The sequence below is a fragment of the Namhaeicola litoreus genome, assembly GCF_042679565.1.
In the GTDB taxonomy this organism is placed as follows: Bacteria; Bacteroidota; Bacteroidia; order Flavobacteriales; family Flavobacteriaceae; genus Namhaeicola; species Namhaeicola litoreus.
In genome coordinates this window covers 1,357,019-1,382,117 of the sequence record NZ_JBHTMY010000003.1, presented here as the reverse complement: position 1 = coordinate 1,382,117, position 25,099 = coordinate 1,357,019, and the positions used below count along the sequence as shown (strand labels likewise).

The 25,099-nt window shown below is 33.8% G+C and carries 23 protein-coding genes; 18 read left to right on the top strand and 5 right to left on the bottom strand.

Features of this window, described 5'->3' with window-relative positions; translation table 11 throughout:
- Positions 1-213: 213 nt before the first annotated feature.
- Positions 214-927 carry a deoxyribose-phosphate aldolase gene (deoC, locus tag ACFQ39_RS13385; protein WP_377179759.1) on the top strand — a complete coding sequence of 238 codons (714 nt, stop codon included), beginning with the start codon at positions 214-216 and terminating at the stop codon, positions 925-927.
- A gap of 295 nt (positions 928-1,222) precedes the next feature.
- Here deoC and ACFQ39_RS13380 read toward each other — a convergent pair whose 3' ends face one another.
- Complete coding sequence (locus ACFQ39_RS13380; protein WP_377179757.1) at positions 1,223-4,525, bottom strand: FG-GAP-like repeat-containing protein; 3,303 nt, start codon at positions 4,523-4,525, stop codon at positions 1,223-1,225.
- Positions 4,526-4,997: 472 nt separating this feature from the next.
- On the opposite strand from ACFQ39_RS13380, the gene ACFQ39_RS13375 reads away from it, so the two are divergent.
- The 9 genes from ACFQ39_RS13375 (at position 4,998) to ACFQ39_RS13335 (ending at position 13,654) form a co-directional block, all read left to right on the top strand.
- Complete coding sequence (locus ACFQ39_RS13375) at positions 4,998-6,368, top strand: 3-keto-disaccharide hydrolase (RefSeq protein WP_377179755.1); 1,371 nt, start codon at positions 4,998-5,000, stop codon at positions 6,366-6,368.
- Positions 6,369-6,374: 6 nt separating this feature from the next.
- A complete protein-coding gene (locus ACFQ39_RS13370; RefSeq protein ID WP_377179753.1) occupies positions 6,375-7,703 on the top strand; it encodes a Gfo/Idh/MocA family protein in 1,329 nt (442 codons plus the stop codon).
- 1 nt (position 7,704) lies between these two features.
- Complete coding sequence (locus ACFQ39_RS13365) at positions 7,705-8,886, top strand: Gfo/Idh/MocA family protein (protein ID WP_377179751.1); 1,182 nt, start codon at positions 7,705-7,707, stop codon at positions 8,884-8,886.
- A gap of 133 nt (positions 8,887-9,019) precedes the next feature.
- A complete protein-coding gene (locus ACFQ39_RS13360) occupies positions 9,020-10,114 on the top strand; it encodes a Gfo/Idh/MocA family protein (RefSeq protein WP_377179749.1) in 1,095 nt (364 codons plus the stop codon).
- A gap of 106 nt (positions 10,115-10,220) precedes the next feature.
- Positions 10,221-11,243, top strand: a complete 1,023-nt coding sequence (locus ACFQ39_RS13355) for a LacI family DNA-binding transcriptional regulator (protein WP_377179747.1) — start codon at positions 10,221-10,223, stop codon at positions 11,241-11,243.
- Positions 11,244-11,853: 610 nt separating this feature from the next.
- Positions 11,854-12,183 carry a hypothetical protein gene (locus tag ACFQ39_RS13350; protein WP_377179745.1) on the top strand — a complete coding sequence of 110 codons (330 nt, stop codon included), beginning with the start codon at positions 11,854-11,856 and terminating at the stop codon, positions 12,181-12,183.
- A gap of 25 nt (positions 12,184-12,208) precedes the next feature.
- Positions 12,209-12,580: a hypothetical protein gene (locus ACFQ39_RS13345; RefSeq protein ID WP_377179743.1), complete on the top strand. Its 372-nt coding sequence runs from the start codon at positions 12,209-12,211 to the stop codon at positions 12,578-12,580.
- 82 nt (positions 12,581-12,662) lie between these two features.
- Entirely contained in the window at positions 12,663-13,028 is a 366-nt protein-coding gene (locus tag ACFQ39_RS13340) for a hypothetical protein (RefSeq protein WP_377179741.1), read from the top strand.
- A 62-nt stretch (positions 13,029-13,090) separates the two neighbouring features.
- Positions 13,091-13,654, top strand: coding sequence for a DUF2911 domain-containing protein (locus tag ACFQ39_RS13335; protein ID WP_377179739.1), 564 nt, complete (start codon positions 13,091-13,093; stop codon positions 13,652-13,654).
- A 67-nt stretch (positions 13,655-13,721) separates the two neighbouring features.
- Here the strand turns inward: ACFQ39_RS13335 and ACFQ39_RS13330 are convergent, their stop codons facing one another.
- Positions 13,722-14,129, bottom strand: coding sequence for a thiol-disulfide oxidoreductase DCC family protein (locus ACFQ39_RS13330; RefSeq protein ID WP_377179737.1), 408 nt, complete (start codon positions 14,127-14,129; stop codon positions 13,722-13,724).
- A gap of 75 nt (positions 14,130-14,204) precedes the next feature.
- On the opposite strand from ACFQ39_RS13330, the gene ACFQ39_RS13325 reads away from it, so the two are divergent.
- From ACFQ39_RS13325 to ACFQ39_RS13305, 5 genes are all read left to right on the top strand, one after another.
- A complete protein-coding gene (locus ACFQ39_RS13325; RefSeq protein WP_377179735.1) occupies positions 14,205-14,900 on the top strand; it encodes an ABC transporter ATP-binding protein in 696 nt (231 codons plus the stop codon).
- A 3-nt stretch (positions 14,901-14,903) separates the two neighbouring features.
- Positions 14,904-16,133, top strand: coding sequence for an ABC transporter permease (locus ACFQ39_RS13320; RefSeq protein ID WP_377179733.1), 1,230 nt, complete (start codon positions 14,904-14,906; stop codon positions 16,131-16,133).
- A 10-nt stretch (positions 16,134-16,143) separates the two neighbouring features.
- Positions 16,144-17,403: an ABC transporter permease gene (locus tag ACFQ39_RS13315; RefSeq protein WP_377179731.1), complete on the top strand. Its 1,260-nt coding sequence runs from the start codon at positions 16,144-16,146 to the stop codon at positions 17,401-17,403.
- A gap of 24 nt (positions 17,404-17,427) precedes the next feature.
- Positions 17,428-18,540, top strand: coding sequence for an efflux RND transporter periplasmic adaptor subunit (locus tag ACFQ39_RS13310; protein ID WP_377179729.1), 1,113 nt, complete (start codon positions 17,428-17,430; stop codon positions 18,538-18,540).
- Between the two features lie 102 nt (positions 18,541-18,642).
- Positions 18,643-19,077, top strand: coding sequence for a DUF6146 family protein (locus ACFQ39_RS13305; RefSeq protein ID WP_377179727.1), 435 nt, complete (start codon positions 18,643-18,645; stop codon positions 19,075-19,077).
- A gap of 1 nt (position 19,078) precedes the next feature.
- Here ACFQ39_RS13305 and ACFQ39_RS13300 read toward each other — a convergent pair whose 3' ends face one another.
- The gene (locus ACFQ39_RS13300; protein ID WP_377179725.1) at positions 19,079-19,738 is read right to left on the bottom strand and encodes a hypothetical protein; all 660 of its coding nucleotides are present in this window, start codon (positions 19,736-19,738) and stop codon (positions 19,079-19,081) included.
- 96 nt (positions 19,739-19,834) lie between these two features.
- Between ACFQ39_RS13300 and ACFQ39_RS13295 the strand changes: the two genes are divergently transcribed.
- Positions 19,835-21,193 (top strand): aspartate kinase, encoded by a 1,359-nt coding sequence (locus ACFQ39_RS13295; RefSeq protein ID WP_377179723.1) that lies wholly within the window; start codon positions 19,835-19,837, stop codon positions 21,191-21,193.
- A 33-nt stretch (positions 21,194-21,226) separates the two neighbouring features.
- Here the strand turns inward: ACFQ39_RS13295 and ACFQ39_RS13290 are convergent, their stop codons facing one another.
- A complete protein-coding gene (locus ACFQ39_RS13290) occupies positions 21,227-21,607 on the bottom strand; it encodes a PUR family DNA/RNA-binding protein (RefSeq protein WP_377179721.1) in 381 nt (126 codons plus the stop codon).
- A gap of 90 nt (positions 21,608-21,697) precedes the next feature.
- A complete protein-coding gene (locus ACFQ39_RS13285; protein ID WP_377179719.1) occupies positions 21,698-23,464 on the bottom strand; it encodes an ABC transporter ATP-binding protein in 1,767 nt (588 codons plus the stop codon).
- Between the two features lie 203 nt (positions 23,465-23,667).
- On the opposite strand from ACFQ39_RS13285, the gene nusB reads away from it, so the two are divergent.
- Positions 23,668-24,606 (top strand): transcription antitermination factor NusB, encoded by a 939-nt coding sequence (nusB, locus tag ACFQ39_RS13280; RefSeq protein WP_377179717.1) that lies wholly within the window; start codon positions 23,668-23,670, stop codon positions 24,604-24,606.
- Positions 24,607-24,638: 32 nt separating this feature from the next.
- The gene (locus tag ACFQ39_RS13275; protein WP_377179715.1) at positions 24,639-25,094 is read left to right on the top strand and encodes a DUF1573 domain-containing protein; all 456 of its coding nucleotides are present in this window, start codon (positions 24,639-24,641) and stop codon (positions 25,092-25,094) included.
- Positions 25,095-25,099 lie beyond the last annotated feature (5 nt).

Here is a 25,099-nt window from a genome sequence, read left to right as displayed (position 1 = left end):
TTCATTCTATCTGATGTGATAAAATTTAAATATAACAATTCTACTTCTACTGATGGTTACATGAATAGTTATTTTATTTCTAGTTGTATCAGTCCTGTTAATTTAATTAAATTTACTGAAATTAAAATGCACTTTTAGAACGTATAGTTTTAGGTATATTCTATATTGTTGATGCAATTTCAGTTGAAAATAAACGTGTAAATATTATTAAAAATGGGAAAAATAGATAAACTAGCAAAAATGATAGACCATTCCGTTTTACATCCTACAATGACTGATGATGATTTAAAACGAGAATGCGAAGTTGCCAAAAAATATAATGTGGCATCAGTATGTGTAAAACCATATGCTGTAAAAGATGCCGTGCAATATTTAAAAGGATCAGATGTCTTGGTGGGTTGTGTTATCGGTTTTCCGGCAGGAAATTCATCCATTCATGTAAAAGTATTTGAAACTGAAACGGCTTGTAAAGATGGCGCGGCAGAGATAGATATGGTCATCAATATTGGCAAAGCGCTACAGGGAGATTGGGCCTATATAGAAAATGAAATCAAAGCAGTCACAGATGCTAGCCATGACAATGGTGCCGTAGTGAAAGTTATTTTTGAAACCGATTACATCACTAATAAAAAGGACATTGTGCGTTTGTGTGTAATCTGCACCAAGGTTGGAGCAGATTATGTAAAAACATCGACAGGGTTTGGTTTTGTAAAAGGCGAGGATGGGAAATTTGACTATACAGGCGCTACACCAGAAAATTTAAAATTGATGAAAGTGAGCGTAGGACCAAATGTTAAAGTAAAAGCTTCTGGCGGGGTTCGTACTTTAGATCAGCTTCTCGTAGTTCAAGAAATAGGATGCGAAAGATGTGGTGCTTCTGCCACAGCGTCAGTTTTGGAGGAGGCTAAAAAAAGATTTAGTTCTTAATTTTTTCTTGATTTTACGTGTTTGTATTGTATATCTATAAAGATTTTTATGAGGCTCATTTCTTAATTAAGCCTTGATCTAAATTAAATTTTATATAAAAAATTGATCGAATTTAAAAAGTTGGATAATTCCTGATTGCATAGATTTCTTTGAACAAGGAGGATGAAGCCTCCAAATAAAAAAAGTCCGTAGGTTTAGTTCTAGCTAAACGAGATATTTGGCAATTACCGTTAATTTTTTTTTGCTTCTACTGTTTTAAGATAACCAGTCTCACACCTAATATCGTTATTGGACTTTAACTTTTATTTACTTTGACAAATTGTAAATAATCGTTATTCTTGGCGACAATAATATACTGTTCTTCGCCAATTTTTATGGTGCTCATATCTTTTACGTCCCCTGGCACAAAAAATCCTGAATCTTTTCCTTCAACTGTTTTAAAAGATCCTTTCCCATTTCCGGTCAATAATAATCCGATAGACGCATCATTTCTGGGTGTTTCTACTTCAGAGCTGTACAAATTTCCTGCGAGTAAAATATCCAAGTTACCATCTTTATCGAAATCATCGATCAATGTTTTATTGATCGAGGAAACCTGGGCTAAATGAGGTAGGTTATGAATTTTAAAACTATCACCTGTATTTTCCAGGTAAGCACTTGCAAATGTTTTTGCTTGATAATGCAATGAATTTTTCAGGTCTTTTTCTGTATAAACATCTGTTAAGGAAGCACTTGCAAACGCTTCATAGTTCTTAAACTTTTGAGTAATTGTGGGGATTTGCTGAGATGAACATGATCTTCCTCTCACGGGAAATTGTATTCCTTCGTTATAATAACTCAATACGATATCTCCTTTGTTATTTTTATCGAAGTCGTTATAAAAAATGTCAAAAGTTTCATTTTCCGTCGCTTTATACTTGTAATTAAGTCCTAAGTTACCAGCTACATAATCCATATCTCCATCTCCGTCAAAATCGCCTTCTTCAATGCTAAACCACCATCCAGTGGAGTTGGCTAAGTTCATTTTTGCACTCACATTTTCAAACTTTCCTTCGATATTTTGAAAAACGGTAATCGGCATCCATTCACCGGTAATCATTAAATCTATATAACCATCATTATTGACATCTGTCCAGATTCCATCCGTAACCATTCCTAAATTTTTTAGTTCTGGTGCAACTTTTTCCGTAATATTAAGAAAAGATGGGTTTCCTGGAGTACTGGTATTTTCTAAAATAAAACTACTTGCAGGCATCGGATAGGCCATTGGTACTAATCTTCCACCCACAAAAAGATCGAGATCTCCATCTTTATCAAAATCGAAGGGTTTCACCCGAGATCCGCTCGATAACATGATTGGAAGGGCAGAAACTCTTTTTTCAAAATTTCCATCACCTAAATTATAATATAATCTATCCTGAAGTTCAGGGCTCCCCACAGCAAATTCATTTCCGCCACTCACCATATAGATATCATTTTTTCCATCACCGTCTGCATCAAAGATAACAACACCCAAGTCCTCTAACTTTTTATCATTTTCGATATCTATTACATGCTGTTGAACAAATCCATTTTTGCCCTGAAAAAATACACCTGCAGGATAGTTTGCAGCACCGCCAACAACCAGGTCATCAAGTCCGTCACCATTTAAGTCGCCAGTAGCAATTCCAGGTCCAAACATAGACATTCTATGCGGAAGCAATACTTCAAATTGAAAATCATCATAAATATTTTCTTTGTGTTCATAAGCGGCGATCTTTTCGAGATTCGTTTCTGTTGTGAAAAGTTTTATTTCATTTTTGGCCAAAATTGGTTCTGCTGTGATGGCATCTTTATAATCAATGGTCACAATTTGATTTGCTTTCATATTTGAAAGTAATTCTTCTTTCCCATCGGGCCATGTGATTTTAATTTTTTCAACCATATTTGCTTTTTCCAGACCGAAATACATTTCAGGAGCAACAGAGGATTGGAATCCTCTGGACAGAGTTAATTCTTGGTATTGATTTAGGCTGTCTGTAGTAAGAACAACTTTTACGCCTAAACCAAAAGTGTTTTTTGCCGGCCCTTTAAATCTGAGGGTTATAAAATTATTATTTTCTGCACTGTGATTTTCAAAAACAGAGGCTACATCATCTATATTGTTTACGATCATTTCTACATCTCCATCATTATCTAGATCAGCATAGGCACAACCATTTGAAAAACCTTCAAAACTAATACCCCATTCTTTACTTACTCTTGAAAAAGTTAGGTCTTTATTATTTTTAAAAACAAGGTTGTCTATTCGCTCAGATGGAATGGCCAGGCTATAAGCCAAAGTACTGTCAGGATGCATGGGTTTTTGACTTACTTTTTTAAAGTAGTCTGTATTGTTGATTTCTCGCCTAGTACCATTAGAAATAAAAATATCTTTCCAACCATCATTGTCAAGATCCACAAATAGTGCTCCCCAACTCCAATCTGTTGCCGCAACATCTGCCATTTGAGAAATATTGCTAAAAAAGGGTTTACCGCCAACTAAATTCCCATTATTGAGCTGTAAACTATTTTGCATGTATTGATAATGAAATCCGGCACCTACTGTACTCCAGAATAAGTTTGGATTCATGCTCGACATATTTGCCTTTAAACGCCGGTTGTTTTTAGGTGTCATATCGGTTTGGATGAAATCAGGTAATAGGTCGTTATTAAAGTCGGCAATATCAACGCCCATACCAAAAAATGCAACATTCTTTGTCACATCTTTTACACTTTCTACGAATGTTCCATCTTGGTTATTGATATAGAAATAATCCGGTGTGCTAAAATCGTTTGACACATAAATATCAGGCCATCCGTCCTTATTAAGGTCGCCAATGGTGGCACTATTTGTTAAACCGAAATTTTTCAGTCCGGCTTCTGTTGTAACATTTGTAAAAAAACCATCATCATTTCTATATAAATGGTCAGATTCTTCAATTGTCACCAATTTTTGTTTACTAACATATACCTCATTTGGTGTGCCAAATGGAGTAGGTGGGTAGTTTGCGACATATAGGTCTAAGTCTCCATCTAAATCATAATCAAAAAAAGTTGATTGTATGGAGTGGCTGGCATCAGCCAAACCGTATTCTGCTGCTTTTTCTGTAAAGGTATTATTGCCATTATTTATAAATAATTGATTTTCCCTCGGACCAAATTTTCCTGAAACTGAGCAATAGATGTCTAAAAAACCATCATTATTAATATCGACCATGGTTACTCCGGTATACCATCTATCATCACCCAAGAGACCTGCCTCAGTTGTGATATCTTTAAATTTTAAATTTCCTTGGTTGAGGTACATACGATTATCAACCATATTTCCCGTAAAAAAAATATCAACTAAACCATCGTTATTAATATCTCCAGTAGATACGCCACCTCCCATATAAATATATCCATAGGTGAAATAGTTTAAAGAATCATTTTCTATCAGATCATTTTTAAAATCTATACCTGACATGTTTGAAGAAATAGAATTGAACAGAAACTTTTGGGAAGTTTCATTTTCTGATTTAATTGTGCAAGCACTAAAAAAAAGTACAATTAAAAGTATGGTGTAAATGGTTTTCATTAAAAGGAAATTATCAATTTTCGTAGACGACCCTTGAGGGCCGGCTAAAAGTAATAAATAATACTTTATTATATCAATTAATGCAGTTCTGTTTTCTTAATTTTTGGGTTTTAATTTTCTTTTTATTAAATCAAAATGAGATAAACTAAACAGTCATATTCAACTTAAAGGATGGTTTAATTAATCTATTCTTCAAAAAAAGTGAAGATTTACAACTTTAACTAAACAGCTTTTGTTCGAAGAAGGGTGGTTATCAGCAATACTCTGCTGCTGTCCAAGAGCTAATCATTCTAATTATTCTGATAAGATTGATTATGTAGTTAGTATCCTCCAACCAGAAGAAATTTTCAGATTAATTGAAAGTAAAGGAAAAATTTTAGAAATTTCAGTATTGCGCAGGATAGATAGTAAGGATATCTTTTTTAATTTAGACCATTAAACATATATCGTGTTTTGATCAAATTAAAATTATATGAAAAACAGAAGTAAAAATTTAGTTCTTTGTTTAGTTATTTTAGTGGTAATTGGTCCTTTAACTTTGTTCGGCCAATCATCTCCACCTTGGAAAAATCTATTTGACGGTAAAACACTTAATGGATGGAGTCAAAAAGGAGGGAAGGCTAACTACACTGTCAAAGATGGTTTTATTGAAGGTGCAACGGTTAAGAATACGCCCAACTCTTTTTTAGTGACGGATGAATTATATGAAGATTTCATTTTAGAATTAGATTTTTGGGTAGACCCGGCGTTGAATTCTGGTATACAAATAAGGAGCAATAGCTATCCATATTATCGGAATGGGGTTGTTCATGGGTATCAAATTGAGATAGATCCTTCACAAAGAGCCTGGAGTGGAGGGATATATGATGAACAAAGAAGAGGTTGGTTATATGATTTAAATGATAATCCTACCGCACAAAAGGCATTCAAGCAAAATGACTGGAATCATTTCAGAATAGAAGCTATCGGAAACAGTATTAAAACCTGGATCAATGGTGTTGCAGCGGCAAATCTAATCGATGATTCAAATGGTAAAGGATTTATTGCCTTGCAAGTCCATTCTATTCGTGGAGATCAAAATGAAGGCATGAAAGTGAAATGGAAGAACCTTAAAATATTGACGAAAGGTTTGGAAAATTATAAATTAGTATCTGAATTGTCGCCCAGGAATAAAACTAATCAACTAACCAGTAATGAGGAGAAGGCAGGATGGATAATGTTATGGGATGGAAAAACCAGTGAGGGTTGGAGAGGGGCTAAAAGAAAAGATTTTCCCGATAAAGGTTGGGAAATTGAGGATGGTGTTTTAACAGTTTTAGCTTCTGATGGAGCTGAGTCAGCTGCAGGTGGTGATATTGTGACGGAAGAAGTTTATGGCGATTTTGAATTAATGTTGGATTTTAAAATTACTGAAGGGGCCAATAGTGGAATAAAGTATTATGTAGATACAGAGCTAAACAAAGGCGCTGGTTCGGCTATTGGCTTGGAATACCAGATTTTGGATGATTTACGTCATCCAGATGCGAAACTAGGTAACCATGAGGGAAGCAGGACACTTGCATCTTTATATGATTTAATTCAGGCAGATACGCATAAACCGGTAAACAGAATCGGTGAATGGAATACGGCACATATTATTTCTAAAAACAATCATATAGAGCATTGGTTAAATGGAATGAAGGTACTCGAATTTGATAGGGGCACTGATGCTTTTCGGAAATTAGTATCCGAAAGTAAGTATAAAGATTGGCCGAATTTTGGTGAAAATGAAAAAGGTCATATCTTATTACAAGATCACGGAAATAAAGTGTCTTTTAGAAATATTAAAATCAAAACAAACTAATTAGATATGACGTCAAGAAGGAATTTTATTAAATCAACTTCTCTCAGCAGCATGGCCATAACAACAGGTATGGTGTCTCTACCTTTTTTTGGAAAAGCAAATATTTTAGGTGCAAATGATCATATTAATTGTGCTGTAATTGGCGTAAGAAGTAGAGCCAAAGCCCATATTAAAGCGATCCATAAAGATCAGAATGCAAAAATTTTGTATAGTTGTGACGTTGACGATGTGATTATTGAAGAACATAAAAAATGGTGTCAGGAAAATATTGGGTATATTCCTAAAATTGAAAAGGATTTTAGGAAAATTCTTGAAGACAAAGACGTAGATGCTGTTTTTATTGCTACGCCTGAGCATTGGCATACGCCCATGGCTATACTGGCCATGCAAGCAGGCAAACATGTTTATGTAGAAAAACCATGTAGTCATAATCCTTACGAGAACGACTTGTTAGTAGCTGCTCAAAATAAGTACAATAAAAAAGTGCAAATGGGCAACCAACAGCGATCTGCTCAAAGTTCGATCCAAGCTGTAAAGGAAATTAAGGAAGGAATTATTGGTGAAGTGTATAAAGGCGAAGCTTATTACTCTAATAATCGTGGTTCAATTGGAATCGGAAATAAAATTGCAGTTCCTAAGACATTAGACTGGGAACTATGGCAAGGACCTGCCCCCAGAAGAACATATAAAGATAATATCCATCCGTATAATTGGCATTGGTTTAGAGATTGGGGAACTGGTGAAATTCACAATAATGGTACCCATGAAATTGATATTTGCCGTTGGGCAATGGGTCTTGATTTACCCAAAACAGTTACATCTTTTGGAGGTAAATTTACCTATGAAGACGACTGGGAGTTTTTTGATAATCAGCAAGTGACCTACGAATATGAAGGAGGAAGATTTATAACATGGACAGGTCATAGTAGAGGAATTATTCAGCCAAATCAACCGGGTCGCGGAACCACCTTATATGGAAGTAAGGGGGTAATTACTTTAAGCAGAAATGATTACTCACTTTATGGTCTGGATGGGAAATTGATTAAACAAATAAAAGAAAAAGAAGAAAGTGCCACAACCAATACAGTAGGAGAGGGTTCATTAGATATTTCGCATGTAGCTAATTTTTTTGAGGCCATTAGAGAAGATAAATCCTTGAGGTCTGATATTAATGAAGCCAGTATATCAACTATGTTATGCCATTTAGGTAATATGGCTCAAGATGCCGGCCAAACCCTTCAAATTGACCAAAATACCGGGAAGGTTCTAAATAATCCGGAAATCATGAAACAGTGGAAAAGAGAATATCAACCGGGCTGGGAACCAACATTATAGTATGAAACGTAGAGAATTTGTCGTCAAATCTAGTTTAGCTGCCTTAGGTTTATCAAGGACGGGGCTATATGGACAATTTAAACAAACGAAATCTGCCAATGAAACCATTCAAATTGGTGTAATTGGCACTGGGCAACGAGGGGCAGGACTTATCCCGTTTCTTCAGGAAATAGATCATTTTAATGTAGCTGCTTGTTGCGATGTTTTGCCATTTAGATTGGAAGAGGCGCTGAAAAGAGCTCCTAATGCAAGACCTTATGATAATTATGAAGAACTTTTGAGTAATAAGGATATTGATGCTGTTTTAATTGCGACACCATTTTACTTACACGACGAAGTGTCATTGGCAGCTATCGATGCCGGTAAACATGTTTATTGTGAAAAAACAATGGCAAAAGGAATACCAGAAATTCAAGCACTTGTGAAGAAGGTAGAAAAATCCTCATTGATTTTTCAAACGGGTCACCAATACCATAGTTCCAGGTTGTATACCCACGTAGTAGATTTGATCAAAAACCAAAAAATTGGAAAGATTGCTGCTGTTGAGTGTCAATGGAATAGACATGGAAATTGGAGGAGGGAGGTACCCTCACCCGAGTTGGAAAGAGCGATAAATTGGCGTATGTATAAAGAATATTCCGGCGGTCTGGCTGCTGAATTGTGTTCACATCAAATCGATTTCACAAATTGGATTTTAAATGAAACGCCAATTCATGCCATGGGAATAGGGGGAATCGATTATTGGAAAGATGGAAGAGAAACATTCGATAATATTCATTTGATGTATGCTTATCCGGGGGGTGTGAAGGCTACTTTTACCTGCCTGACAAGTAATGCATTAGACGGATACAAGATAAAAGTTTTAGGAGATAAAGGGACTATCATTTTAGATTACACTAAAGCCTGGTATTTACCTGAAACGGATGAAGAGAAAATTCTTGGTGAGGCTGATGGCGTTACAGGCGCTACGGTAAATTGGGAAAAGGATAAAGGTTATCCTATAAAAGTGGACCATATAAATCCAAGTAAACAAGCTTTGGTAGATTTTGGAGAGTGTATTAAAAATAATACCCAGCCTGTATCAGATGTTTTATCCGGAGCCAAAACCTCCATGTGTGTAAACATGGGGTTAGAGGCAATGCACGAGAAGAAAATTGTTCAATGGCACAGTCTGGAAAATTGAATTTTCCCACTTTAGGAATAAGAATCACTAGATTAATTTTTACAAATTCTATGACTATTTCGTAAATAAATGATTTTCATGGTGACATTTTAATTGATATCTTTAAAGAGATATCTTTTAAATAAATGATAAAATGAATAGTCGCAGAAACTTTTTAAGAAATGTCAGTTTAAGTGCAGTCGGAAGTTCTTTGCCTTATTCAATCTTAGCAAGAGCACTTTTTTCTAAAAAGAAACTTGGTGTTGCATTGGTTGGTTTAGGATATTACAGTACAGATTTGTTGGCTCCTGCCTTGCAACTCACCCAGTTTTGTGAGTTAAAAGGTATAGTGACAGGTTCTCCGGAAAAAATTCCACAATGGCAACGGAAATATGGAATCCTCGATTCTGATGTGTATAACTATGAAAATATGCACAAATTGGCGAATAACCCTGATATTGATATAGTTTATATTGTTCTTCCGAATGGTCTCCATAAAAAGTTTTCAATTGTGGCTGCTGAAGCAGGGAAACATGTGTGGTGTGAAAAACCCATGGCTGTCTCTGTGAGTGAATGCGAAGAAATGATTAGTTCATGTAAAAAGAATAAGGTGCAATTAAGCATCGGTTACAGAATGCAGCACGAACCTGTCACCCAAAAAATTATTGAATGGGCAAAAACAAAACCTTTTGGAAATATTTCAAAAATTTATGCAGAAGCAGGTTACAGGAGTTCCGGAGGTAATGCTTCCCATTGGAAGTGTAATCCCGAATTAGGTGGTGGGTCGATGTACGACATGGGGGTTTATCCGCTTAATGCAATTCGTTATGCTTCTGGTTTAGAGCCTATTGCTGTCTCAGCTATAAGTCAAAATACAAGGCCTGCATCATTTAATGTAGATGAAACTATGATTTTTGATTTAGAATTTAACAATGGATTGCAAGCAAAAGGCAAGTGTTCTTTTGCTGAGCATATCAATGATTTGAAGGTAGATTGCGAAAATGGTTGGTATAGACTTCAGCCTTTTCAATCTTATTCGGGTGTTCAAGGAGTAACCAGTGCAGGAGAAAGATTATTGCCTTTTAAAGGAAATCAACAAGCGAAACAAATGGATGATGACGCCCTGGCAATTATGAATGGCAGTAATCCAATTGTGAGTGGCGAAGAAGGTTTGAAAGATATAAGAATCGTTAAAGCTATTTATACATCTGCTCAGAGAAATGGTCAAAGGATATTGATTAATACATAAAAGTTAAGTAAAAATTATTTTTTTAAAATTTTAGTTTGATTTATATTCTTCCGTAATTCAATTGAAATTGAATCTTTACATTTGCATTCACCAAAAAAAAACAAACTTGGAAAAAAAGGTTACTTTAAAGGAATTAGCTAAAGTTTTAAATGTTTCTGTGGCTACTGTCTCAAAAGCACTGAATGATAGTTATGATATTAGTGAAGAAACCAAAATTCGCGTTAAGAAAAAGGCAAAAGAATTAAATTATGTGCCAAATATTATTGCGCAAAGTTTGAAATTAAAGAAGTCATTTAGTCTGGGTGTAATCATTCCCAATATCACTGATGAGTTCTTCGCGAGGGCTGTGCACGGAATTACAAAAGAGGCAAAAGAAAACAAATACAAAACACTTATCAGTATTTCAAATGAAGAGTTACAAAGCGAAAGAGAAAGTGTTGATACCTTTTTGAATAGCAACATAGATGGTTTGTTGATTTCTTTGGCGAGTGAGACTCAAATGAAAAAGCAATATGAGCATATCAAGAAAATTCAGGACCAGGAGATACCAATCGTGCTTTTTGATAGGGTAACGGATGAAATCAATTGTGATAAAATTACTATTGACGACTTTAAAAGTGCTTATGATGCCACTTATTTTCTATTGAGAAAAGGATGTAAAAATGTGGTATTTCTTTCTACAATTTCCAATACGAGTGTCTGTGAGTTGAGAAAGAAGGGCTATGCTCAAGCGTTAAAGGACAGTAAAATAAAGGTTGGCGCTACACGTTTTTTGGAAGTTACTCATGAAAATTTGGAAATTGAATTGAAGAAGTTTCTGGACCATGAAGAAGTTGACGGAATTCTGGGCGCTGATGAGCATTCTGCAGTCGCTTCCTTGCATTTGGTGCAAAACCTTGGGTATAAGGTGCCTGGTCAAATTTCTGTGATCGGGTTTACAAATGGATCTTTAACAAAATTTACGGTTCCTTCTTTAACGGCTATTAGTCAGCACTCAGAATTAATGGGTAAAAATGCGGTCCAAATTTTACTATCAAGAATTCAAAATGGATATTTGGATAAAGAAATGCAACATAAAATCGTACAAACGAATCTTATTCAAAGAAAATCTACCCGATCCAAGTCTTAATTTTTATTTCTTAAACAACTTTTTTTCATCCTATCGGAGAGAAAAAAATTTGAAATTACAGAAAAAAGTACTTTCTGTGAGAATTCCCATCTAGCTTTAAGAAAGGCAATTCTACCTGATTAAAGCAATAAATCAACCATTTTTATCGAATTGTATTATACCTAATTTTTGGTATAACAAGATTAAGAACTAAAATTTTTGATTTTTTTTTCTACACAACACAATAAAAAAATCATTTTTTTACTGTTGGTTTAAGGTGTTGAAAAAAGGATTTAAGGTATTGATATAGAGTAATTCATGAAATAATTAAACCGAAATAAATTCAGAAAAAATGTAGAAAAAAGGTGTCATGGAATATCGGGATTTTTAAAATTCCCATTTTTATCTATTGTTTAATCCTTCGATTTGTAGCTACATTTGAAATGTAATTGAGTGACAAACTTTTTTACAGCTCTCCTCTAAAAGTGAAATGAAATAATGAAGTCATAAAATAGCAAGCTACTATTTTGTTCTACATTAAATCAGATTACAAATTTTAACAACAAACAATTTTTACAATTTTTTTAAAACTCTGATTAAACAGCAAATAATAATTTAAAAATTTTACATCATGAAAAACGCAGTTTTAATCTTAGTATTTAGTTTCGCCGGTTTAGTTGGTTATGCACAACAATCAAACGTGTTAAATGATGATTTAGTATATGACCTAAAAACAGAAACGAAAAATTTTAATTCGGATCAGGAACTTGTTCTTGAAATAAATACACAGAACGAATTTAATATCAGTTTTTTAGAGGGTCTCACTACCTTCTCTGTCAATAACCATGAATTTGTTCATGAAAATACCATTATTAGTGAAGCATTTGAATTTATTGAAGGAGCTTTTTCATTAAATGAATATGCCGTAAACTACGAAGCAACAACAGAAAACAATATTTAATTATAAAAATAAAAAAGAAAACGCTATGAAAACTACCATTATCACCATCGCCATTTTATTGATCAGTATTGCCGGATTTTCACAAGACAAAGGTCAAGTCACAAAATATGTAACCACTTTTCCAAACGGAGAAGAAGCCATTACCATCGTGGATAACTCAGGATCTGATGTTTTAAATTTATCATCCGCAGAAAGTTTTTACAAATATGAAATTCTAGCACCAAACAATCACGAATTAATTCACGGTTCTTCCAATGAGGGTAAAGTTTGTGATATCGACAAAACAAAATTATCAGACGGAACTTATACCTTAAAAGTGTACACAGACGATTTTGTGATTACTAGCGACATCACTATAAACAAATCACTAGAAGAATCTGGTATTATCGGAATTTAAATCAAGGGTCTAAAAAAAGGGAAATAATAAAAAAAGGGAAATAATAAAAAAAGGATTTTACAAATTAAAAAAAGAAAACGCTATGAAAACAACCATTATCACCATCGCCATTTTATTGATCAGTATTGTCGGATTTTCGCAAGAAAAAGGTCAAGTGACAAAGTATGTAACCACTTTTCCAAACGGAGAAGAAGCCATCACTATCGTAGATAACTCAGGCTCTGATGTATTAAACTTGTCTTCTGCTGAAAGTTTTTACAAATATGAAATCTTAGCTCCTGCCAATCACGAATTGATTCATGGGTCCACAAATGATGGAAAGGTTTGTGATATAGATAAATCAAAATTATCAGATGGCACTTATACCTTAAAAGTATACACAAACGATTTTGTAATTACGAGTGATATTACCATAGACAAAGGAGAAGGAATAAGTGTGGTTCAGTAGGGTATAAATAAATAAAGTATAATAATTAGCCCTGTGAAATCGTAAAAATTAAAAAAATTGCTATGAAAAAGTTAAAAATTTTTGCAATGATCCTGTGGTTTACTATGTTGATTTCAACAATTAATTTGGCTCAAGCTCAAACATTTAAAAATCTTGATGAAGTACCACACGATATCACTTATTATAAAAAAGTACAAAATGGAGAACCTCAAATAAGGGTTGTATATGGAAGACCTGAAACAGATAAACAGAAAGTATTTGGAGAAATAATTCCATTTGGGCAGGTTTGGAGAACCGGAGCAAATGAAACAACAGAAATCAAATTCTATCAAGATGCCATGTTCGGAAATAAATTAGTAAAAAAGGGAACTTATTCACTTTATACAATACCGGGAGAATCATACTGGACAATTATATTGAATAGCGAAACAGATACATTAGGCTCTTACTTTTACAATGAAGACTTAGATGTTGCAAGAATTGAAGTGCCTGCTGTTTTAGAACAACCCATCAATGTTTTTACAATAGGCTTTGACCAAAAAAATTATGGGACACAAATGATCTTAGCTTGGGGTGAAACCCGTGTAAAAGTGCCATTATACCTTGAAGAGGAGCTAATTTCATAAAAAAAAAGGGATTTAATTTAAAAAAAGGGGATTAACAGTTCAAGACTAAATGTTTTGAACTGTTTTTTTATTCAATAAATCGCTCTTTATGGTGGCTTGCACTTCGATAACAAATCTCTTTTCTTCCAAACCACTTGAATCTATGTTTTGCCACAAAATCGTACAGCTTATCTCGTATTTTTATGGGTACCCATTTAAATACGGTTAGGAGTCGGTAAGGAAAATCCAAATATTTCAGAATTCTTAAAACTGCTTCAGATTTTTCATAAACTTTGTTTTGCTCTAAAAACAAGACTGAATTTCCTAAATTATTTTTTGATTGATTATGTAACAAAAGCTCTTTCGCTGCGTCTGATTGTAGTGAAGAAAATAAAAGTTGTTGTGCTTTATCTCGCTTTAAGATAAATTGTATAGAAGAACTGCACAAGTTGCAATAACCATCGAAAAAAATAATAGGCTTTTGATTTTCTTTCACGGTATAAAATTACAACAATCAAGTAAGTTTGATTGGTGAATAAAAATAATAAAGTATAAAAATCTAATAATCAAGATGATAAAACTCGTAGATCTGCATAAGTCTTATCCCATGGGGAAAGACTTTTTACATGTTTTAAAGGGCATAAATTTAGAAATTAAGGAAGGAGAATTTGTGTCCATTATGGGTTCATCAGGATCTGGTAAATCTACTTTGCTCAATATTTTAGGACTTTTAGATACACACGATAAAGGAGAGTATTATTTAAATGATCTGAAAATTGAAAAATTAGATGAGAAAAAGGCTGCCATGCTCAGAAATAAGTTTTTGGGCTTTGTTTTTCAGTCGTTCAACTTAATTAGTTATAAAACTGCCGTTGAGAATGTTTCATTACCCTTATACTACAAAGGTGTGAATCGAAAGGACAGACAGAAACTGGCGATGGATTATTTAGATAAAGTTGGTTTAGCTGATTGGGCGAATCATTTACCAAGTGAGCTTTCTGGTGGACAAAAACAAAGGGTAGCAATAGCAAGAGCATTGGTGACAGAACCAAAATTGATTCTTGCCGATGAACCTACCGGAGCTTTAGATTCTGTAACTGGTGAGCAGGTGATGGAAATATTAAGAGGAATTCATGCTGAAGGAATGACAATTCTTGTCATTACACACGAGGAAGATATTGCTGAGCAAACTGAAAGAATTGTTCGTTTAAAAGATGGATTGATCACTAGTGATGAAAAAGTAAAAAAAGTCGTTCTGAATTCATAAATTATGTTCGATATTGATCGTTGGAGGGAAATTTTTCAATCCATAGGTAAAAATAAATTAAGAACTTTTCTGGGTGCATTTACCGTTGCACTCGGTATTTTTATTTTTACGGTTTTATTTGGAATGGGCAACGGATTGAAGAATCAATTCGAGGAATTTTTTATGGATGATGCTACCAATGCCATTTTTATTTATGCCGGAAGAACCTCAAAACCTTATGGAGGTTTTAAGGAAAACAGGAGGATTCAGTTTAAAAATGAAGATCTGGCGCTTATAGAAAAGGAATACGGAGATAAAATTGAATACATTTCCCCCAGAATTTACAAAAATGTAAATGTTAGATATAAAAACGAGGCCGGAAGTTACAATGCAACTGCCGTTATGCCTGATCATCAGTTTTTAGAAAAGACCATCATTACGAAAGGGCGTTATATCAATAATGATGATATCATCAATAAGAGAAGGTATGCAGTTATTGGTAGACTGGTAGAAGAAGATATCTATAGAAATGAAGAAGCCATAGGTACATTTATAAATCTCAATGGTATGGCTTACATGGTGATCGGTGTTTTTGAAGATGCCGGAGGGGATAATGAGGAACGAAGGGTATATTTACCAGTTTCGACAACACAATTGATCTATAAGAACACCGACGAGATAGATCAAATCAACCTCACATATAAGCTGGAAATTGGTATACCCGGTGCAAGAAAGTTAGTGTCTGATATAACAAAGACGTTAAAAGAAAAACATAGTGTTGCCAGAGATGACCAAAGTGGTATCCGTGTTAGGTCTGTGTTCGAGAATGTAGAAGCAAATATGCAATTTGCCAATGTACTTCAATTAATTGTGCTATTTATAGGTATTGGAACTTTGTTTGCCGGAGCAATAGGAATTGGAAATATTATGGTTTTCGTCGTTAAAGAAAGAACCAAAGAATTAGGCATTAGAAAAGCGTTAGGAGCATCCCCAAAATCAATTGTTTGGTTGATTCTGCAGGAATCGATCTTTATCACCTCACTTGCAGGTTATATCGGTTTGTTGATCGCGGTATTTGTGTTGAGTCGGATAGGTAACAGCTTGCAAGAATATTTTATAAAAGAACCACAAGTTAATTTATCTACAGTTATTACTGCCACTATCATTTTGGTGGTTGTTGGAGCTATTGCAGGGTTTATTCCGGCTAAAAGAGCGGCGAGTATCAAACCAATTGTGGCCTTAGGAGAGGATTAAAATTATTATTATGAAATTCATTTTTGATAGAGATACTTGGCAAGAAATTTTTGATTCGATCAAAAAAAGCAAGTTGCGCACCGCCATTACGGTCATTGGTGTGTTATGGGGCGTGTTTTTGTTTATCACGCTGCTGGGTGCAGCAAGAGGTATGGAGAATGGGTTTGATAGAGAATTTAGCAATCTTGCAACGAATAGTATTTTTTTATGGGGTGAGCGCACAACAGTACCCTACAAAGGTTTTCAAAGAGGAAGATGGATGAATTTAAAAATTCAGGATGTAGAAGATATCCAGAACAAAATTCCCGAAATCGCGTTTGTAGCCCCACGGAATGTAAGTGGTGTTTTTGGAGGTGAACCGGCTACAGTTAAACGAAATACAAATAGTAAAACGTATAAAGTTTTTGGAGATTACCCAATTTTAGATGAAGTGTCTAAAGTAAAACTTAACCAAGGCCGATTTTTAAATCTTAGCGATATTGAGCAAAAGAAAAAGGTATGTATTATCGGAGAAAAAGTGGTAGATGATCTTTTTGAAAAAGACGAAGAAATCGTTGGTAACTATGTTGAGGTGAATGGGAGTTTCTTTAATATAGTCGGGGTGTACAGGCAAAATCCCGGTATGGGATTTGAAGGAGATGATTCTATTTACATACCCTTCTCTACTTTTCGTCAAATGTACAATACAGGTGATGATATTGGTTGGATGGTCATTGCAGCCTATGATGATGCAGACATTAAAAAAGTAGAAACAGATGTAAAAGACATACTTAAAAAGAGACACAATGTAAGTCCCGATGACACAAGAGCTTTTGGGTCTTTTAATTTTGGCGAAATGTTTGGTAAAATAACAGGTTTTGTAAAAGGAATTAAATTCCTGACATGGTTTGTAGGAATTGCCACACTGATTGCCGGAGTAATTGCTATTGCAAGTATTCTTTTAATTACGGTGAAAGAAAGGACAAAAGAAATTGGAATTAGAAGGGCATTAGGGGCGACACCGCAAGCAGTAAAAAGTCAAATTATATTAGAATCTGTGTTTTTGACTCTATTAGCAGGAGTTTTAGGAATTATTTTAGCAGGACTTTTATTGATGTTTATCAATTCAAAAACACAAAATTTAGATTTTCCATTTACTAATCCAACAGTAAACATTCCTATTGCCATTGGAGCTGTTCTGACATTGGTCATACTCGGTACTCTAATCGGAATGATTCCTGCACAACGGGCGGTAATGATTAAACCTATAGAAGCATTAAGAGAAGAATAAATTAAAAGTAAATAAACCATTAAAATGAAAAAAATAATCATCTTTTCCATTATCGCAATTTTATTTATTGCTGTATTAATTTGGTTCGGTAAAATGAACAGTAAACCTCCTGTGAGTTTTGATACCGAAAAGCCATTCAAAACAAGTATTACAAAAAAAACAGTGGCAACAGGAAAAGTTACTCCGCTCGAAGAGGTAGAAATTAAACCGCAAGTATCGGGTATCATAGATAAAATTTATCTCGAAGAAGGAGTTAAGGTTAAAAAAGGTGACCTAATTGCACAAATAAGGGTTGTACCTAATGAACAAGCCTTGAGTAATGCTATGGGGCGTGTAAACAAAGCGAAGATTCAATTGAATAATTCAGAAATTAGTTATAATAGAAATAAAAAGCTTTTTGATACGGGAGTTATTTCAAGAAGAGAGTTTGAACAGTTCGAATTGGATTACAATCAAGCGAAACAAGATGTTATTATTAGTCAAAATGATTATCAAATTATTAAAAAAGGTAGTGTTAGTTCTTCTGGAATGGCGAATACAAATATTCGCGCTACGGTACCGGGTACAATTTTAGAGATACCTGTAAAAGAAGGAGATCAGGTGATAGAAAGTAATAATTTTAACGCAGGAACAACTATCGCTTTGATTGCAGATATGACTAAAATGATTTTTGAAGGAAAAGTAGATGAATCAGAAGTGAGTAAAATTAAAAATGATACCGAGTTGGAAATAGCATTAGGAGCGATTGCTGATAAGAAATTTCCAGCCAAGCTAACTTTTATTGCGCCGAAGGGAACCGAAGAAAACGGCACTGTTCAATTTACATTAAAAGCAGATGTAAATTTAGAAGATGATTATTTCCTTCGTGCAGGGTACTCAGCCAATGCTGAAATTATCTTAGAACAAAAAGATAGTATCATGGCAATTAGAGAAGCACTATTACAGTTTGATAAAGAAACCGATAAGCCGTTTGTAGAGGTCAAAAAAGGTGATCAGGAATTTGAGAAGAAGGATGTTGAATTAGGAATTTCGGATGGGGTTAATGTTGAAATACTCTCTGGTATCACTGAGGAAGATGAAATTAAAGTTTGGAATAAAGCCAAGGGGAAAATTGAAGAGGAACAGGTAGAAGAATAAAACTTAGAATATAAATATTGAAGAAAAGCCCGGTTCCGGGCTTTTTTTATGTAAACATTTTTTGTTGGCATAAATATTGATTTATACGTTTAAAAAAAGTCAATGAGGATATTACTCGTTTTAGTTTTTATTTCATTTATGAGCTGCGGTGTTTCAAAAAGCGACAAGATCGTGAAAAACAACAGTGCGGATGGTATAGGCGAAGAAACGGTGGATACTATAAGGATAGCAAACGATTCTCTCGAATACGAAATCATTATTTTCGAGGTAGGTTTTCAATCTTGGTTGGCCACTCAAAGACCTCCTAGCTTTTATTCCTTGCCAATGCTCGAGATGAGGAATTATTTTATGGTCGTAGAATATAATAATAGGGTAAATCAACCTTTTAGGTTTGATCCGAACCTCTATGTTCAAGCTATTGACTATCGGCCTGATATACATTATGGCATGGAAGTGAATTACCTACTCTATATGTATTTTAATTTTTTTGAACAACGCTATAAACAAGATCTGGCTCCCGGAAGAATGTGGAATTGAATTAGTTTTGTTTGAGGTTGATCAAAATAGAAAAAGATCTTGTAATATCTGACTCTTTCACTACTAAGGTAATTTCATGCGTTGTAGAAATGATTTCTTGAACTGGTATGTTCGCCCAGGCAAATTGCTTCAAAATAAAGTAATAAACGCCACTCTGTTCTAAATTTGATTTTGGCAGTTTTATGGTAATGGAGGCGAGATTATCTAAAGAATGAATTAATTCTTCCTCCGCCAAATATTTATGTAGTTCTGCATCAATATCAGAACTAATTACAATATTCGTTTCAAAAATTCCTTGAGAAACAGTAAAAAAAGACTCGCTATTACTTTCGATATTGCCATAGAGTTTCGCAATTCTTTTTTGTAAGGTAACTGTATTTTTAAAAGTATAGTCCATTAGGTCTGAACGAACAATAAAATCTTTAAGGTCTAAAGAAAAAGCTTTGATATTTTTTCTGATTTTTAAGACTTGTATTGGAGAAACTCTGTTAATGGCCATCATAATTGCCCCTGTTTTGACTTCTTTGCCTAGTTTCTGTTCGACCTGTCCTTGTATTTCACGTGCTAATGATGATACATTAATAAGCTTGTCGTGCAATGCCTCTTCAATAAACGGTGTTTGACTTATTATTTCTTCTACTGCTTCCTGTACTGTCTTCATTGTTTAAATTTAAACAAAATGTTTTAAAATGTAAATTTACAATAAAAATTTTGTTAAAAGAATGGATTGATAAATATTTGCTGAAAAATCAAAAAAATGATTGTATCAAAGTTTGGAGGAACCTCCGTAGGTTCTGCTGAGAATATGAAAAAAGTGGTGGATATCATCACCCAAAATAAAGAGCCTCGAATTGTAGTTCTATCTGCTATGAGTGGTACTACGAATACATTAGTTGCCATAGCTCAGAATTTGAGAGAGTATCATCCACAAGAGGCCGAATTTTTAACACAACAATTGTATAAGAAGTATATTGGTGTAATTGGAGAATTATATGAAGAAGATGAGTTCTTTGAAAAAGGAAGGATTTTGATTGATTATTTTTTCACACACATCCGTTCTTTTTTCGAAGTTCCTTATTCTCAGAGTGTCGAAAAGATTTTACTCGCTCAAGGTGAACTAATCTCTACCAATTTGTTTCAATTATATTTAGAACAGATCGGTGTAAAGTCTAAGTTGCTACCCGCTTTGACCTTTATGAGAATTGATGAAAAAGGAGAACCCGATAAGAGTTTTATTGCTCAAAAGCTTTCAAAATTATTGTATCAAAATAAGGAAACGAAACTTTTTATTACCCAAGGTTTTATTTGTAAAAATTATTCAAAAGAAATAGATAATCTAGAAAGGGGAGGAAGTGATTATTCTGCCTCTTTGATTGGGGCTGCCATTGATGCGGAGCAAATTCAAATTTACACAGATATCGATGGGATGCATAATAATGATCCTAGATATGTTGATCGCACTTTTTCACTTGAAAAAATTTCTTTTGATGAAGCTGCCGAGTTAGCCTATTTTGGCGCTAAAATATTGCACCCTCAGAGTATTTTGCCAGCAAAAGAAAAAAATATTCCGGTTTTAGTAAAAAACACATTTAACCCAGAAGCAAAAGGTACATTAATATGTAATTGTGATTACAATGATCATCATATCAAAGCGATTGCGGCAAAAGACGGAATTACCGCTGTTAAGATAAAATCTTACCGAATGTTGATGGCCTACGGTTTCTTAAAAAAAATATTTGATGTTTTCGATAAAAACAGAACACCTATTGACATGATTAGTACTTCCGAGGTGGCCGTATCAATTACGATAGATCAGACAAAAAGGTTAGATGATATTCTAACTGAATTAAGAAGCTATGGAAGCGTTGAAGTTGATACAGATTTGAGCATAATTTGTATTGCAGGAAATATTGCACAAAACAAAAAAGGAATAACTGGAGCTATTTTTAGTACGCTTGAAAATATTCCCATCAGAATGATATCTTATGGAGGGAGCAATTACAACCTATCTTTTTTGGTGAAGACCACAGATAAAGTGGCTGTATTAAATTTACTCAATAAAGGTTTATTTAAGCAATTGTATCCGAAAACACCCACACTACTGAAACAAGAATAAATAAAAAAAGCTGCTCATAGCAGCTTTTTTTATTTATATATCTTCAAAACTTATGTCTGTAAAACTACCTGAAGGTTTTTCTTCGGTTGAATTATTTACTTCTTCTTCATTTGTTTTGTTAAAATCTTTTTGATGTCTTTCAGAAATAACTTCTTCGCCTTTTTCTTCTACGATATATCCTGTAGATTTCTGTAACATTTCATTAAACACGTCAAAATCTTCTTTGTATAAGTAAATTTTATGTTTTTTATAATGAAATGAACCATCATCATGGGTGAATTTTTTACTCTCAGTAATCGTCAAATAGTAATCCCCTGCTTTTGTTTCTCTTACATCAAAAAAATAAGTTCTTCTACCGGCCCTTAAAACTTGAGAAAAAATTTCATCCTGCTCAATAAACTCTTTTTCGCTCATAATCTCTTTCAATTAATTATAATAATATGTTTAGACAAATCTATAAAATTAAAGGAACTAAGCAATAAAATATTATTTTTTTTTGGCTTGTTAATCCTTGTCTGATGCTTCCTCTTCAAGTTGCTGATTATATATATCTTGGTAGTACCCTTTTTCATTAATTAACATATTGTGTGTGCCAGTTTGTACAATCTTTCCTGCTTCAAGGACTATGATCTGATCAGCATTTTTAACTGATGAAGTTCTATGGCTCACAATTATAGTGGTTTTACCTTGTCTTGCTTTCTCGAGATTTCCAAGTATAATTTCCTCTGTTTCAGTATCTACTGCCGAAAGGCAATCATCAAAAATTAAAATTTTAGGATTTGATATCAGGGCTCTTGCAATTGATATTCTTTGTTTCTGTCCACCCGAAAGAGTGACACCTCTTTCGCCAACAAAAGTGTCGTATTTCTTGTTAAATTCAATGATATTATGGTGAATATAGGCATTTTTGGCCGCTTCAATAACCTCTTCTTCTGAAGCATTTTCATTTCCAATTTTTATATTATTTCTTATGGTATCTGAAAACAAAAAGGCATCTTGTGGTACAAAACCTATGCTATCTCTTAAATCGTGTAAATTTACATTTTTAATAGGTGTTCCGTCTATTAATATTGTTCCTTGGTTCGTGTCGAACAACCTGGCGATTAAATTAATAATCGTGGTTTTACCTGATCCAGTCTTGCCTAAAATAGCCAATGTTCTACCCTTATCAACTTCAAAGCTGATGTTATGCAATGCTTCGATTTTGGTATCTTCATAAGTAAAGTATACATTTTCGAACCGAATATTTCCGTGGATTTCTGTAGGGTTTGTTTGTAAATTTTGGATATCGGGTTTTTCTTCTAAAAATTCGTTAATTCTTTGCTGACTCACTTCTGCTTGTTGAACGATAGAAGTTACCCAACCGACCACAGCGACGGGCCATGTCAACATATTGATATAAATAATAAATTCCGCAATAATTCCAATATTATCAATTTCTCCGCTGATGTACTGTTGCCCACCAATATAAATCACTAAAATGTTGCTAATCCCAATTAAAAGAACCATTGATGGAAAAAATAAGGCTTGTGCTTTATATAGTGAAATGTTTTTTTCTTTTTTAATCGTGGCTAAAACACTAAAATCTGAAGATGTTTGAGATTCTATGCTATAGGCTTTCACTACATTAATACCAGAAAAAAACTCTTGTGCAAAAGTAGTTAGTTTAGAAAGGTACTGTTGAACAATATTGCTTCTTTTATTAATTGTCTTACTTAGAAAATAGATTAATGCTGAGAGAATAGGGAAGGGTAGTAAAGTATAAAAAGTGAGTTTTGCATCAATTTGAAACATTTTTGTTAAAGCAATAATAAATAAAACAAGCATGTTCATGGTGTACATTATTGCCGGTCCACAATACATTCTAACATTACCTACATCTTCACTTATTCTGTTCATTAAATCACCAGTTCTATTTTTTTTATAAAAGGTTTGTGAAAGATTCTGGTATTGGTTGTAAATTTCATTTTTTAAATCAAATTCAATCAATCTCGACATCACTATTAAGGTTTGTCGCATTAAAAAGGTGAAAAAACCAGATAGAATTGCTGCACCTATAATAAGCAGAATATTGAGAAAAAGTTCGTGTTTAACTGACGCCAAATCACTAATGATATCTTTATTATAATCTTCGACTACATTGAGCGATTGCCTGATGAGTTGCGGCACCTGTAGTGCAAAGATCTTTGCAATTGCTGTAATAAGTACACCAATAATGAGGCGATAGCGATATTTATAAAAGTATTTATTTAGGTGTTTCAGGTTCTTCATGAATAATCGTAGGATTTTCCGTCAACGAAGATAAAGGTTTCAGTACAAAATTAACTTCAAATTGTTCGCAAAAATAAACACAAACAAACAATGGGTCATTTAACCCAAACCGTTTAAATTAATTTGAAGTTCTAATAAATTAAAAAAAATAGCACAAAAAGCAATATCTTTGCAAACCTTTTTAATGATACGATCTTTAAGTTATGGTGAATAGAAGACATATTCGAATCAAGGTGATGCAATCTGTATATGCCTTTTTACAATCAGGAAGCAATAACCTTACCAAGGAAGAAAAATTTCTTTCAAATAGTGTAGATAAAACATTCGATCTATTTGCACTTCAACTTGATTTATTGGTGGCTATAAAAAATATGGCCCAAGAACATTTGGAAATCAGGAAGAAAAAATACCTGGCTACTGCTGAAGATAAGAACCCTAATTTAAACTTTATTCACAATAAGGTCATCGCGTTGATTGAAAACGATGTCTCGTTAAAAAATCATATCGAACGTAACAAAATTACAAACTGGTCTAATGATAGAGAGTTCGTACGTTTAATTTGGGATGAAATTCAACAAAGCGACTTGTACAAGAAGTATATCAATTTGCCCAAATCTGGGTTAAAAGAAGATAAAGATTTTATTTTAGAAATTTTTAAAACAATTGTTGCACCAAATGAAAAGCTCAACGATTATTACGAAAGTGAGCATTTGGGTTGGGTAGATGATTTACCTTATGTCAATACCTGGATCGTTAAAATGATCAAGAATATCAAAAAGGGAAGTGCATTAGGTGTTTCAACGTTGGATATTGAAGATGAAGATCGGGTATTCATGTTAGATCTTTTTAGAAAAACAGTTTTGAATCATAAAGAATATGATGATGATATAGATGCTAAAACACCCAATTGGGATAATGAGCGAATTGCTGAATTGGATATGATATTGATAAAAATGGCCATTACAGAATTCATGAAATTTCCTTCTATTCCAACAAAAGTGAGTATCAATGAATATATTGAAATTTCAAAGGATTATTCTACTGCCAATAGTAGCTTCTTCATTAATGGAGTTCTCGATAAGATTTTGAAGGATTATCAGCAGCAAGACAAGGTGAAGAAAATCGGTCGTGGATTGTTGTAATTATCCTTATATTTGACGAAAAATTTTGAATTATGTCGTTTAAAAAAACAGCTATTTTATTTGTTGTAGGGTTGGTATTGTTAAGTTGTAAAGAAGATCCTACTGCAAAAATAAACAAAGAAAATGCCGAGGCTGCTCAGCAAAGAGATTACTCCATTAAAAATGAATCGCCCATCATCAATTTCGATCGTTCTGAGCATGATTTTGGAACCATTAATGAAGGTGATGTTGTAGAAACTACTTTCGATTTTAAAAATACAGGCAAAAACGAGTTAATCATCTATTCTGCTAAGGCGAGTTGCGGATGTACTGTTCCGGAATATCCTAAACAACCCATTTTACCCGGAGAGAGTGGAATTATTAAGGTGAAATTTAATTCTGCGGGAAAGCCTAATAAACAAATGAAAGAAATAACATTAACAACGAATACATTAAATGGAGTTGAAAAAGTGTTTATTAAAGCACAAGTAACTCCAAAAGCCTCATAAATTTA